Source organism: Aeromonas taiwanensis (genome assembly GCF_000820165.1).
GTDB lineage: Bacteria > Pseudomonadota > Gammaproteobacteria > Enterobacterales > Aeromonadaceae > Aeromonas > Aeromonas taiwanensis.
In genome coordinates this window covers 1-13,260 of record NZ_CDDD01000026.1, presented here as the reverse complement: position 1 = coordinate 13,260, position 13,260 = coordinate 1, and the positions used below count along the sequence as shown (strand labels likewise).

General features: G+C 65.7%; 9 protein-coding genes and 1 pseudogene. 5 read left to right on the top strand and 5 right to left on the bottom strand.

Going from position 1 to position 13,260, the window contains the following annotated elements; genetic code table 11:
* Positions 1-138: 138 nt before the first annotated feature.
* On the bottom strand, positions 139-2,175 hold the full coding sequence (locus BN1136_RS04665) for a glycoside hydrolase family 3 protein (RefSeq protein WP_043760795.1): 2,037 nt from the start codon (positions 2,173-2,175) through the stop codon (positions 139-141).
* Positions 2,176-2,406: 231 nt separating this feature from the next.
* Here BN1136_RS04665 and BN1136_RS04660 point away from each other — a divergent pair, with 231 nt between their 5' ends.
* Positions 2,407-3,417: a helix-turn-helix transcriptional regulator gene (locus BN1136_RS04660; RefSeq protein ID WP_043760796.1), complete on the top strand. Its 1,011-nt coding sequence runs from the start codon at positions 2,407-2,409 to the stop codon at positions 3,415-3,417.
* On the opposite strand, the gene BN1136_RS04655 is transcribed toward BN1136_RS04660, so the two are convergent.
* Positions 3,397-4,332, bottom strand: a complete 936-nt coding sequence (locus BN1136_RS04655; RefSeq protein ID WP_043760799.1) for a LysR family transcriptional regulator — start codon at positions 4,330-4,332, stop codon at positions 3,397-3,399. The genes BN1136_RS04660 and BN1136_RS04655 overlap by 21 nt on opposite strands.
* Before the next feature lie 118 nt (positions 4,333-4,450).
* Between BN1136_RS04655 and BN1136_RS04650 the strand changes: the two genes are divergently transcribed.
* Positions 4,451-5,209: an SDR family NAD(P)-dependent oxidoreductase gene (locus BN1136_RS04650; protein WP_043760802.1), complete on the top strand. Its 759-nt coding sequence runs from the start codon at positions 4,451-4,453 to the stop codon at positions 5,207-5,209.
* A gap of 116 nt (positions 5,210-5,325) precedes the next feature.
* Here BN1136_RS04650 and BN1136_RS04645 read toward each other — a convergent pair whose 3' ends face one another.
* Positions 5,326-6,759, bottom strand: a complete 1,434-nt coding sequence (locus tag BN1136_RS04645) for a glycoside hydrolase family 1 protein (protein WP_043760805.1) — start codon at positions 6,757-6,759, stop codon at positions 5,326-5,328.
* Between the two features lie 160 nt (positions 6,760-6,919).
* On the opposite strand from BN1136_RS04645, the gene BN1136_RS04640 reads away from it, so the two are divergent.
* Together BN1136_RS04640 and BN1136_RS04635 are read left to right on the top strand one after the other, a co-directional pair.
* Positions 6,920-7,828, top strand: coding sequence for a LysR family transcriptional regulator (locus BN1136_RS04640; RefSeq protein WP_043760808.1), 909 nt, complete (start codon positions 6,920-6,922; stop codon positions 7,826-7,828).
* Between the two features lie 88 nt (positions 7,829-7,916).
* Complete coding sequence (locus BN1136_RS04635; protein ID WP_043760811.1) at positions 7,917-9,491, top strand: sensor domain-containing diguanylate cyclase; 1,575 nt, start codon at positions 7,917-7,919, stop codon at positions 9,489-9,491.
* A 93-nt stretch (positions 9,492-9,584) separates the two neighbouring features.
* Here BN1136_RS04635 and BN1136_RS04630 read toward each other — a convergent pair whose 3' ends face one another.
* The gene (locus tag BN1136_RS04630) at positions 9,585-11,882 is read right to left on the bottom strand and encodes an FdhF/YdeP family oxidoreductase (protein ID WP_043808131.1); all 2,298 of its coding nucleotides are present in this window, start codon (positions 11,880-11,882) and stop codon (positions 9,585-9,587) included.
* Positions 11,866-12,651 carry a formate dehydrogenase accessory sulfurtransferase FdhD gene (gene fdhD / locus BN1136_RS04625; RefSeq protein ID WP_043760814.1) on the bottom strand — a complete coding sequence of 262 codons (786 nt, stop codon included), beginning with the start codon at positions 12,649-12,651 and terminating at the stop codon, positions 11,866-11,868. The genes BN1136_RS04630 and fdhD overlap by 17 nt, the downstream gene beginning before the upstream one ends.
* 157 nt (positions 12,652-12,808) lie before the next feature.
* Between fdhD and BN1136_RS04620 the strand changes: the two are divergent.
* Positions 12,809-13,260 (top strand): annotated as a pseudogene (locus tag BN1136_RS04620) (LysR family transcriptional regulator); the annotation flags it as partial.

Here is a 13,260-nt window from a genome sequence, read left to right as displayed (position 1 = left end):
TTAACAGTAGAGGACGCCTTGAGAACGTTATCATGGCCAATATGGCAAAGGCCGGGGGACGGCCCGCCATTGGCACCCCGCCGCATGCCATGAAAAAGGCGCCCTCGGGCGCCTTGGAGATAGTCAGATGTGCTCTGCTCAATAGGCCAGACCGGCACCATAGGGATAGAGGGGGTTCAGGGAGTCCTTCGCCACATCCGGTGACTGGTTCAGCACCGCCTGCCAGCTGGAGGGCAGCTCGAAGGGCAGCTTGCCGCGCGCCTTCTGCGTGCCGCTCATGACATCGAACAGGGCCTGATCCAGGGCGCCGAAGTTGGCCAGCAGCACCTTGGCCGCCGGTGCCACCTCGGTCAGGATGGCGGGCCTGTCCAGATAGATGGAGAGCACCAGGGGTACGCCGGCCTGCTCGATGGCCTGGATGGCGGCCAGGTCGTCCGCCCCCTGATAGACGCCCTCGTGGGCCGTCTCCTGCACCACCTCAGCCTGGCTGGCGAAGCCGAGCTGGCCGAAATGAACCATGCCGAAGGGGAAGCGGGGATCCTGCTCGTTCGGGGTGTTGACCCGCGCGATGGCGAGATCGGCCTCGGCCAGGCTCGTCACGACGGTGTAGCCGTTGGCCCTGGCCACTTCGGCATTGACGTTATACAGGTAGACCCGCTTGCCATCTGCCTTCTGCGGCAGTAATGCCCCCTCGTTCTTGAGCAGCACATGGGCGGCGGATTGTGCCGCCTGGGCCTCCTGCTGGAAGGCGTCGTTGCCCACCAGGGTGACCGCCGCCTGCACGTCCACATAGGGGTTTTCAAAGAGACCCAGCTCGAATTTCTGCTCGAGAATGCGTTCAGCCGATGACGTGACCGCCGCCTCCGTCACCAGACCGGCCTGCACGGCCGCCAGCAGCGGCGCGGGATCCTCCACCCCGCCAAACTGGTTCACCCCGGCGTCGATGGCCTTGGCATAGCGCTCGGCCTTGGAGAGCTTCTCCACGCCCCAGGACATGCCAAAGGGCACGGTCCAGGGGCTCACGCCGGCATCCACCTCCGCCTGACTGAGCCCTTCCTCACAACGGGTGGGACAGTCGTTGACGATACCCCAGTCACTGAGCACCACCCCGGAGAAGCCGAAGTGACCCCGCAGCAGGTCGGTGAGGATCTGGCGGTTGAAGCCAAACCCCACCTCCTCGATGGTCTGTCCCTCGTAGGTCAGCCCCTCTGGCAGGGCGTAATAGGGCATCACGGCGGCCACCTTGGCCTCGAAAGCCCCCTCGAAGGGCACCAGGTGATAGGCGAACTGGCCACCGGGATAGACCTGCTCCTTGCCCCAGGGATTGTGCGCATCCAGCCCATCCTTCTGGGGGCCGGCCCCGGCGAAGTGCTTGACCACGGTGATGACGCTCTCCTTGCCAATGCCCTCGCTCCCCTGCTGGAAGCCCTCGATGTAGGCCTTGACCAGGGACTTGGCGAGCTGGTTGTCCTCGCCGAAGGTACCGTTGATGCGGCCCCAGCGCGGCTCGGTCGCGAGATCCGCCTGGGGCGAGAGAGCCTCGTGAATACCCACGGCACGATACTCCTGGCGGGCGATGTCGCCGAAGCGCTGCACCAGAGCGGCGTCGCCGATGGCGGCGAGCCCCAGGGTCTCCGGCCACTGGGAGAAGGCACCTGCACCAACGCTGGTAGCCTTGGGATCATGGGTGAAGTGGTTGCGGGGATCCGTGCTGACCGTCATGGGGATGCCGAGCCCCACCCCTTCCAGGAGGGCCTGCAGGGTGTTGTTGTCCTCGGCGATGGCCGCGGGATCCCCGGCCATGCGGGTGATGAAGGTATTCACACCATCGGTGCGCAGCATCTTGTCCATGGCGTCGAGGTTGACCCGCCCCTCTGCGTCCAGCACCAGGGTACCGTGCATCATCAGCCCCGCCTTCTGGGCCAGGGTGAGCCTGCCCACCAGATCCCGGGCCCGCTCGGCGGCGCCGAGGCGCCAGTCCTCGTAGGGGGTCAGGGTGCCGTTGCCATCGAGATCCTTGAACTGCAGGCCGTCCTGCTCGATCAGGGCGGCGGTGCGATGGCCCAGGGTGGGTTGTGTCGGCTTGGGGGTGGAGTCGTTGTCGTTGCACCCTGCCAGCAGCAGGGCCCCTATGCTCAGGGCCAGACGAGTCAGGGCGAGCGGATGGTGTTTCATTATTGTGACCTTCCTTGTGTGTGTAGGTCAGGCCACTCTATGCAAAAGCGGCTGCCCTCACTTGCCCGCAGGGTGCAGGAAATTGCCGGTTGGGAGCAGATGCGAAAAGTGTGAAAAGGGTTACAGGGTTACTCTTGGTTACAATTTCGAAACATGAAGCCGGCGCTGGCTCACGGCAATTTGCCGCCGCAGGGGGATGATGGAGGGCCACTGCCGACAAGGATTTTTGCCGTGAAAACAGTCTCCAACCGGATAGCCCAGCTCTGCCTCACCCACTGGCAGGCCAAGGGGCGGGATCCGGACCATCTCCTGCTGGGTGCCGGCATCGCGCGCGAAGAGCTGCTGCTCCCCCAGGGGCGGATCGATAGCCAGCGCCACTTCCGGCTGCTGGCCCAGGCGGCCCCCCATATGAGCAGCCACCAGTGGGGCACGCCCCCCACCCTCACCGGCCTCTTCACCCACTTCCTGCCGCTCGGGAGCCTCTGCTGCAATGGCGCCAGCCTGCGGCAGGCCCTGCACTTCTTCCTGACCTACCGTCCCCTCATCGGCGAGAGCGACCGGATCGCGCTGCGGGAGGAAGGGGGCGAGGCCAGGCTCAGCTACCACTCGGAATCCGATCACCCGGACGTGGTGGCACTGAGCAGCCTGGCGAATCTGGGCCATCTCTATGCCCTGCTGCAGTTCTACCACCCGGGCGAGGGTCAGCTGGTCCTGCCCGCCCTGATCAGACCCGACCTGTGGCGCCAACTGTCGGCCTGGCTGGGGGATCGCCTGCTGCGGGGTCAGGGGTTCGAGCTGCGCTTCCCCTCGGCCCTGCTCGATCTCGCCCATGGCAACTGCAATGTCCCCCTGCAGCCCCTGCTGCTGGAGGAGCTCGACCGCCAGATGATCCAGCTGCGCCCCAGCCCCCGCTACCGGGATCGCGTGCTCGGGCTCATCCGCCAGCGACTCTGGCAAGAGGGTCTGGACGCGCCGCCCCTGCTCGCCACTGTCTGCGAGAGCCTGCGGCTCACCCGCTGGACCCTCAACCGTCATCTGCGGGAGGAGGGCTGCCACTTCTCGGCCCTGCTCGAGCAGGTGCGCCGGGAGGAGGCGTGCCGCCTGCTGCAGGATCATGCCCTGCCACTACAGGAGGTGGGGGACAGACTCGGCTTTGCCAGCCAGAGCAGCTTCACCCGGTTCTTTCGGACGGCGTTCGCCCTCTCCCCCCGCGAGTTTCGCTCAAGACGCAGCCGCCTCTGATCCCTCTGCCAGGGTGCGACCGATCAACTCCCCCAGCCAGTGGATGAAGAGCTGCACTCGCGGCGCCAGCTGGCGGCGATGGGCATAGAGGGCGTGGATGGGGAGCGATGGCGGCTGCCAGCCGGGCAGTATGCTCACCAGCTCCCCGCTCGCCAGCAGCCCCTCCACCCCCACCCTCGGCATCTGGATGATGCCAAGCCCCGCCAGCGCGGCCGCCAGGTAGGTCTCGCTGTCGTTGACCATCAGGGCCCCCGTCATCGGCAGCAGGGCCCGGCTGCCGTCTTCGTCCCGGTACTCGAACCCGGGCTCCCCGCGCCCCTGACCGGCACCAAAACCGGAGCCATAGTGCACCAGTCGGTGATGAGCCAGATCGGCGAGGCACTGCGGCACCCCGTGGCGGGCCAGATAGGCGGCGCTGGCGCAGTTGATCTGGCGATAGTGGCCGAGCGGCCGCGCCACCAGGCTGGAGGACTCGAGCGCCCCGACCCGCACCACGCAGTCAAACCCCTCGCGCACCAGATCCACCCGCCGGTCTGTGCTGCTCAGCATCAGCTGCAAGCCGGGGTGCTGCGCCAGAAACGCGGGCAGCGCCGGGATGACCAGGTGTCGGGCCATCCGGCTCGGCATGTCGACCCTCAGCTGGCCTGAGATCTGGCCCCCCTGGCGAAACAGGCCGTCAAACTCCTCCATGTCCGCCAACAGCTCCCGGCATCTGGCGTAACAGAGCTGGCCGTCCGTGGTCAGTTGCACCCGCCGGGTGGTGCGCAGCAAGAGCCGGGTGCCCATGCGCTCCTCCAGCCGGCGGATGGCCGCGGAGAGAGTCGCCTTGGGGATGCCCGTCTGCTCGGCGCAGCGGGTAAAGCTCTCCAGCTCGGCGACCCGCACGAACGCCCTCATCGCATCCAGTTGATCCATGATTGTCTCTTTAGATGGAACAGTCCTTTCATTATTACGCTATTTATCCGCTTTGAAAGGAACAATACAGTGATCCCGTCGGCTCATACCGAGCCCTTGCCCTGACAGGAGTCACACCATGACCAGACCCATCGCCCTCATCACAGGGGCCAGCCGCGGCCTTGGCAAACACGGCGCCCTGGCCCTCGCGGCCAAAGGCGTCGACCTCATCATCACCTACCGCAGCCAGGCCGAGGAGGCCGAGGCGGTGGTGGCCAGTGCCCGTGCCCTCGGCGTAAAGGCCCATGCCCTGGCCCTGGACGTGGGCGAGAGCGCCACCTTTGCCGCCTTCGCCGAAGAAGTGACCCGGCTGCTCGCCCGGGAGTGGCAGCGCACCCGCTTCAACTTCCTGGTCAACAACGCCGGCATCGGCATTCACGCCAGCTTCGAGCAGACCACGGAGCAGCAGTTCGACACCCTGCTCAACATCCACCTCAAGGGCACCTTCTTCCTGACCCAGGCGCTGCTGCCGCTCATCCAGGACGGTGGCCGCATCCTCAACCTCTCCACCGGCCTCACCCGCTTCGCCATGCCGGGCTACGCCGCCTACGCCACCATGAAGGGGGGCGTGGAGGTGCTGACCCACTACCTGGCCAAGGAGCTGGGCCCCCGGGGCATCGCCGTCAACGTGCTCGCCCCCGGCGCCATCGAGACCGATTTTGGCGGCGGCGTGGTGCGCGATGACAAGCAGGTGAACGCCTTCCTCGCGAGCCAGACGGCCCTCGGCCGGGTCGGCCAGCCCGACGACATCGGGGGCGCCATCGCCGCCCTGCTCTCCGACGACAGCCGTTGGATCACCGCCCAGCGCATCGAGGCCTCCGGGGGCATGTTCATCTGATCCCCTGACTCCCCATAACACACAAGGCCCCCTCGGATGAGGGGGCCTTGTGGCATTCAGGGCGGGCTTGAACCCGGGAGCGGATCACTGGCGGCGCTCAGCCCTCCCGCCGTGAGTCACAGCGCCTTGCCGTCGGAGGCGATCACCTGGCGGTACCAGTGGAAGCTCTCCTTCCTGACTCGGCGCAGGGACCCGCCCTGCTCGTCCCTGTCCACATAGACGAAGCCGTAGCGCTTCTGGTAACCGTTGAGCCAGCTCAGGATGTCGGTGAAGGACCAGGCGCAGTAGCCCAGGAGCTCGACCCCGTCCTGCATCGCCTCCTGGCACGCCTTGACGTGGCTGCGCAGATAGTCGATGCGATAGGGATCCTGCACCTTGTCGCCAGCCTCCAGCTTGTCGAACTCGCCGAGGCCGTTCTCGGTGATCATCAGCGGCAAGGCATAGCGGGACGAGAGGCGACGCAGGGCGATGCGCATCCCGGTGGGGTCGATGGCCCAGTCCCAGTTGCTGGTCTCGAGATGCGGGTTCGGGGTGGTCCGGTAGAGTCCCGGCACGCCGCTCGATGGCGTGGTGCCCTTCTGCCCCGTGGTGTTGATGCGCTGCATGGTCTGACCGCCGAGGGGGTTGTCGGTGTAGGTCAGGGTGTAGTAGTAGTTGACCCCGATGTAGTCCGGCGTCCCCTCCCGCAAGAGCGCCAGATCTCCCGGCAGGATCTCGGGGGCCTCGCCGCTCTCCTTCAGGTAGGCGAGCGCCGCCTGGGGGTAGCGGCCGAAGCAGTAGGCATCCAGCCACCAGTAGTTGGTGAACTCCTCGGCATTCTCGAACGCCAGCATGTCGCCCGGGGCGCAGGAGGCCGGGTAGGCGGGGGAGTAGGCAAAGCTCGGCCCGATGAGGCCGTTTGGCACATGCTCACGGAACGCCTTGATGACCCGGGCATTGGCCAGAAACGCAATGTGGTTGGCGGCAAAGAAACGCTTCCTGTCCTGCACTGCGGGCGGATGGGTGCCGAGCTGGTAGGCGTTGGTCAGGTTGTAGTTCTGCTCGTTCAGGGAGACCCAGTACTTCACCTTGGCGCCGAAGCGCTGGTAGAGGGTCACGCAGTAGCGCTCGAAGTCGTCGATGATGCGCCTGTCTTCCCAGCCGCCGTACTCGTCCTGCAGGGCTTGGGGCAGATCCCAGTGGTAGAGGGTCAGCACGGGCTCGATGCCGTGGGCCAGCAGGGCGTCGATGAGCCGCTCGTAGAAGGCAAGTCCCGCCTCGTTCACTTCGCCCCGGCCGGTCGGGTAGATGCGCGGCCAGCTCACCGAGAAGCGGTAGGCCTTGAGCCCCATCTCGGCCATCAGGGCCACGTCCTCTTCCACACGGTGGTAGTGATCTACCGCCACGTCCCCGTTGCTGCCCTGGAAGGTCTTGCCCGGCAGCTTGGTGAAACTGTCCCACACCGAGGGGCCCTTGCCGCCTTCGTCCCAGGCCCCTTCAACCTGATAGGCGGCGGAGGCGGCCCCCCAGAGGAAATCTTTCGGGAAATCGTTGAACTTGTGGTGATGCATCTGGTGTTGCTCCTTCTGCGCGGATGGAACCAACCATCCCGGATAACCCGACCCCCCTTGGGGTCGAAATGAATTGGCATCAGCATCCAACACTTCTAAAATTCCGTCCAATGACAAATATGACCACTCAAGATTCCAAACAGGAATCAATGGAGACGCCATGGAGCTACGGGATCTGAAGGCCTTCGTCACCCTGGGGGAGGTGATGCACTTTGGCCAGGCGGCGGCACGCCAGCACGTCACCCAGTCGGCCCTGAGCAAGCAGATCCGCCGCCTGGAGGCGGCGCTTGGCGGTGAGCTGTTCGAGCGCAATGCCGGCAGCACCCGCTTCACCGCCCTGGGACGCGCCCTCTACGGGGAGGCCTGTACCCTGGTGGCCCAGAGCGAGCAGCTCGCCCGCAGCGCCCGCGACGTGCTGGCGGGCAATGGCGGTACCCTGCGCATCGGCTTTGGCGTCGCCACCAAGCTGCTGGTCCCCGCCGCCATCGCCCTGTTTCGGGCCAGCCGCCCCGGGGTCGCCATCGAGCTCAACGATCTCTCCACCCATCACCAGTTGCTGGCGCTGGCCGAGGGCAGGCTGGATCTCGGCTTCTGCCGCCTGCCCGCCCCCAAGGGCTGGCACTGTCTGCCTGTGGTGCGCGCCCATTTCGTCGCCGTGCTGCCTGCCGCCTATCAGGGGGTGAAGGGACTGTCGGATCTGCTGGACAAGCCGCTGGCCATCCTGCGCCGGGACAAGGCACCCTCCTTTCACGATCAGTTCGTGCACTACCTGGCCCAGAGCGGGTTGCGTTTTCAGGATATCCAGTACGTGAACGACTTCGCCGCCGGCATTGCCACCGCAGCGGCCGGCATCGCCTGGACCCTGGTCCCCTCCTCCACCACCATAGAGCACCCCGATGTGATCACCCTGCCCCTGAGGGAGCCCGAGGCGAGCTGGATCATCGGGATCATTCGCCCGCCGGGCAATGACAACCCCCTCATCGCCCCCTTCTGGCAGACGGTGGCCGAGCTCGGGGACCAGAGCCTGGCGACAGCCGGTGACGAAAACGCACTGCAGAGTGCCACCTGAGTGCCACATTAAGGGTGGCGTTGCGTGGCCCCCACCCTTAGAATCGTGCCACCCTGCCAGGCACCCACGACAAGGATCCGTTTCGTTCATGCACTCTCACTGGTTGCTGAGGTTTGATCTTCATCGCCTCATCCTCTCCCTTGCCGTCATCGGCGTGCTGGCCACCTTCGGCAACAGTTTCTACGCCATCCACCAGGCTCAGCGGCAACTGCTGATCGACAACACCCTGGAAGCGAACCGGGTCTATGCCGCCAAGCTGGCCGCCTCCGCCGATGCCATGCTGAGCGCCGCCCAGGGACAGCTCGCCTACAGCGCCAGCCAGCTCGCCCCCCTGCTGCAGGCCGATGACATCGCCGGACTCGAGCAGGAGGTGACCCAGCTTCGCAGGCGCACCAACACCTTCAACTCGGTGGCCGTGGTCAACACCGAGTCCACCATCATCGCCGTCTCCCCCGAAACCCTGAATGTGAAGGGGGCCAAGCTCACTTCCCCCAATGCCCGCCGCACCCTGAAGAACCAGAAGCCGGTCATCTCCGACCCCCTCGTCTCCCTCTCCGGCAACTACCTCATCAGCCTCTCCTACCCCGTCTTTGCGGCGGATGGACGCTACCTGGGCTATGTCGCCGGCACCATCTACCTGGAGTCCGCCAGCGTGCTCTCCCACCTGCTGGGCCAGCACTACTACCAGGATGGCTCCTATCTCTATGTGGTGGATCGCCAGCGCACGCTCATCTACCACCCGGATCCCGAGCGCATCGGCCAGAAGGTGGGGGCCAACCGGGTGGTGGACGAGGTGTTGCAGGGCGAGCAAGGGGCATTGGCCGTGCGAAACTCCGACGGGAACGAGATGCTCTCGGGCTTCGCTCCGGTGACGGGTGCCGGCTGGGGCGTGGTGGCACAGCGTCCCCGCAGCGCCACCCTGGCGGGGCTCGATCAGCAGATGATCGACATCCTGAAGGGGATGGTTCCGGTGACCCTCTTCATCCTCTTCTTCATCTGGCTCTCTGCCACCATCATCGCCAGGCCGCTGCGCCAGCTGGCCAACCGGGCCAGGCTGATGGATCAGCAGGAGGCCGCCACCAATATCTCCGGTATCCGCGCCTGGTACTTCGAGGCCGCCCAGCTCAAGCACGCCATCCTCAAGGGGCTGGGGCTACTCAACACCAAGATCGACAAGCTGCACACCGCCAGCCACACCGACCCCATGACCGGCCTCTTCAACCGCCGGGCGATGCAGCAGATGCTGGATGGCTACCAGGACGAGCACCAGCCCCTGGCCGTGATCGCCCTCGATATCGACCACTTCAAGAGCATCAACGACCGCTTCGGCCACGACGTCGGGGATGCCGTCATCATCGCCCTGGCGGATCTGATGCGCCAGGAGCAGCGCGCCGGGGCCGCCCTGTGCCGCAGCGGCGGCGAGGAGTTCCTGCTGCTGCTGCCCGGGGTCTCCCTGAGCCAGGCCGCAGCCATCGCCGAGCGGCTGCGCACCCGGGTGGCCAGCCATGAGATGGAGACGGCAGGCCACATCACCCTCTCCCTCGGGGTCGCCCACTGGGGGGCGCAATCGGGGGATCTCGCCGCCGTGCTCAAGCAGGCGGACAAGGCGCTCTACGACGCCAAGCACGGAGGCAGAAACTGCGTGGTGGTGGCCTCAGACTGATCCGCCCCGTCGGTCCTGAGCGCAGGACGCTTCTGGGCTCGCCATAAAAAACCCCTGCCATGGCAGGGGTTGGATGTGCATCAATCTGCGGGATCACAACGTGACGGCTAGGCTCTCGACCTGCGCCTTGCTGGGGGTCACCAGCACGGGCACCGACTTGGAGGTAGGGGTGAAAGACCCCTCCCCTATGCTCTCGATGGCCACCAGGGGGTTGGTCTCCGGGTAGTAGGCCGCGATGTTGCCCCGGGGGATCTCGTAGAAGATGACGCTAAAGCCCTGCACCACCCGCTCGCGCCCGTCGTTGCAGATGGCCGCCATGTCCACCCGCTGCTCCTCGGCAAGCCCCAGCATGCGGGCATCCTCCTCGTTCATGAAGACCACGTTGCGCCGCCCCTTGATGCCGCGATAGCGATCGTCCATGCCATAGATGGTGGTGTTGTACTGATCGTGGGAGCGCAGGCTCTGCAGCAGCAGCACGGGCTCGCCCACCATCTGCTCCGCGTGGCTGGTGCATTCGGGCAGGATGGAGGCCGGCAACCGGCTCGCCCTGAATTCGGCGCGGCCGCTCGCGGTGTTCCAGCGCAGCAGGGCGGCGCTGTTCTCCAGGTGGAAGCCGCAGGGCTCCTCGATGCGGCGGTTGAAGTCGCCAAAGCCCGCGATGGTCTCCTCGATGAGATCCCGCAGCAACCCGTAGTCATCCCGCAGGGCCAGCCAGTTCACCTGCTCGCTGCCGAGCGTCGCCTCGGCCATGCGTGCGACGATGTCGATCTCCGAGAGACAGAGCGGCGAGACGGGCTCGTTCATGCCGGTGGAGGCGTGCACCATGCTGAAGGTGTCCTCCACCGTGATCTTCTGGACGCCGGTGCGCTGCAGGTCGAGCTCGGTGCGGCCCAGACAGGGGAGGATAAGGGCATCTTTTGACACCATGAGGTGGCTGCGGTTGAGCTTGGTGCTGATCTGCACGTTGAGCTCGCTCCTTCGCATCGCCTCATAGGTGAACTCGGTATCCGGCGCCGCGGCCGCCAGGTTGCCCCCAAGGCACACCAGCACCTTGCTCCTGCCGCCGTGCAGGGCCTTGAGCGCCTCGTAGACGTTGTGCCCCGGCGTGCGCTTGAACCCCACCGGGAAGCGTCGCTCCAGGCGGTCGAGGAAGGCGGCGTTGGGTTTCTCGTTGATCCCCATGGTGCGGTTGCCCTGCACGTTGCTGTGACCGCGCACCGGACAGAGCCCGGCCCCCGGCTTGCCAATCTGGCCGCACATCAGGTGCAGGTTGACGATCTCGCGAATGGTGTCGACCGAGTGCTTGTGCTGGGTTATCCCCATGGCCCAGCAGCTGATCACGCTCTCGCTGCGCGCGAAGATCTGCGCCGCCCGGGTGATCTCCTCGCGACCGAGTCCTGACTGCGCCTCTATCTGTGCCCACTCGGTGGCGCGCACCTGCTCAAGGTAGCGCTCAAAGTGCACGGTGTGCTGCTCGATAAAGGCGAGATCGATGCGCCCCCCCTCCTCTTCCAGGATGTACTTCGCCATGCCGCGAATGGCCGCCATGTCGCCGCCGAGCTTGGGCGTGAGGTACTGGTGGCTGATGGTGGTGGCCGCCGGGGTCAGCAGCTCCGCCGGGCTCTGGGGGCTCGCGAAGCGCTCGAGGGCCACCTCTTTCAAGTTGTTGAAGGTGACGATCTGGCATCCCTGGCGCGCCGCCTTGCGCAGGGCGTTCATCATGCGCGGGTGATTGGTGCCCGGGTTCTGGCCGAACACGAAGATGGCCTTGGCGGCGTCGAAGTCATCGAGCACCACTGTGCCCTTGCCCACTCCGACGGACTGGATGAGCCCCACGCCGCTCGCCTCGTGACACATGTTGGAGCAGTCCGGGAAGTTGTTGGTGCCAAAGAGGCGGCCGAACAGCTGATAGAGGTAGGAGGCCTCGTTGCTCGCGCGTCCCGAGGTGTAGAACTCCACCTCGTCGGGGCTGGCCAGGCTGTTGAGCTTGTCGGCGATGATGGCAAACGCCTGATCCCAGCTCACCGGCTCGTAGTGATCGGTGGCCGGGTTGTAGCGCAGGGGCTCGGTCAGTCGCCCCTGGTATTCGAGCCAGTAGTCGCTCTGGGTGGCGAGGCGGCGCACCGAATGCTCGGCGAAGAAGTCGGCCCCCACCGTCTTGCCGGTGGACTCCCAGGCCACCGCCTTGGCGCCGTTCTCGCAGAACTGGAAGGCCCCCTGCTTGTTGTCACCCCAGGCGCAGCCCGGGCAGTCGAAGCCGTCGGTCTGGTTGACCCGCAGCAGGTTCTTGATGTTCTGCCGGGTCTTCTGGCTGCGCAGCACCTGCTTGAAGGTGGACTGCAGGGAGGAAAAGCCGCCGGCCTTGGCCGGTTTCTCAATATGACTGGACATGGGAGTCTCCGAACTGATCCTGGGCGCGGGGGCTGGCATAGCAGACCGGGGCATCGGATCGGGGCACATGAATGAGGGTCAGGTTGTATTTCAACGCCAGCCGCACCGCGAGCTGGCTGGGAGAGGCAAGGCTGATGAGGTGAGCGGCGCCAAATTGCACCGCCTTGTGAATGAGTTCGCTGCCACAGCGGCTGGTGATGGCCAGGGTGGCCGCCCGCACGGGCTGGCGCAGCTGCATGCCGATGAGCTTGTCCAGGGCGTTGTGCCGCCCGATGTCCTCCCGGCAGGCCAGGATCTCACCCCGCTCGTCCAGGGCCAGGGCGGCATGAAGGGCCCCGCTCTGGCGGGCCTTGCACTGCCAGGGGGCGATGCGCTCGCGCAAGTCCCGCAGACGGCCGGTGTCGAAGGGCGCGGCCACTGGCAAGGGGGTGAGTGCCGGCAGCGCATGCTCCATGGCCTCCACCCCGCAGATGCCGCAGCCGCTCGCCCCGGCCAGGCGGCGCTTGCGCTGCCCCAGGGCCGCCAGACAGCGGTTGGCGATGGTGATGTCGAGCACGATGCCGTGCTCGGACGGGGTGCTCTGGATGTCGTGCACATCGTGGTTGCCCCCGATGATGCCCTCCCCGAACAGGAAGCCGATGGCAAAATCGTCGAGATCGTCCGGGGTGGCCATCATGACGGCGTGGTTGATGCCGTTGATGTTGACAGACACGGCCACCTCTTCCACCAGCTCATCCAGCCTGGGCAACCGTGAATTGATAGGGATCATGCGAGACGCTTATAACGTGTATTCGGGCCTCAAGTTTAGATAAGCCGGCGGGTCAAAACCAATGAAACAAATCTATCCACCCATAGAGAAGTTCTATTGCCATCCCCATGTCGATTGATTAACTTTGTCAGCCACCGCCCCTTCCGGCCCTCCCAACATGAACATCAAGCAGCTGCACTATTTCCACGAGCTGGCCCAGCACCGTCACTTCGCCAAGGCGGCCAAGGCCTGCTTCATCACCCAACCGACCCTGTCGGCCAGCATCACCGCCCTGGAGAAGTCCCTCGGCACCGAGCTGGTGGTGCGCAACAGCCAGTTCGTGGCACTCACCCAGGCGGGGGAAGTGGTGCTGCGCCACGCCGAACGGATGCTGCAGGAGCAGGACGCCCTGCGCCAGGAGCTGAGCCNNGGTTCAACGACGCCTTCCCCAATGTCAGCCTGCACCTCAGCGTGATGACCCACGGCACCCTGATGGAGCAGCTGGATCTGCATCGTATCGACATCGGCCTCGGCTTTGACGAGCTGCTCACCGAGCACCAGCGCCGGGCCCTCGACGTCCAGCTGCGCCACCCCAACCCCATGGCGCTGCTGGGCCCCCTGCCCCCGCAC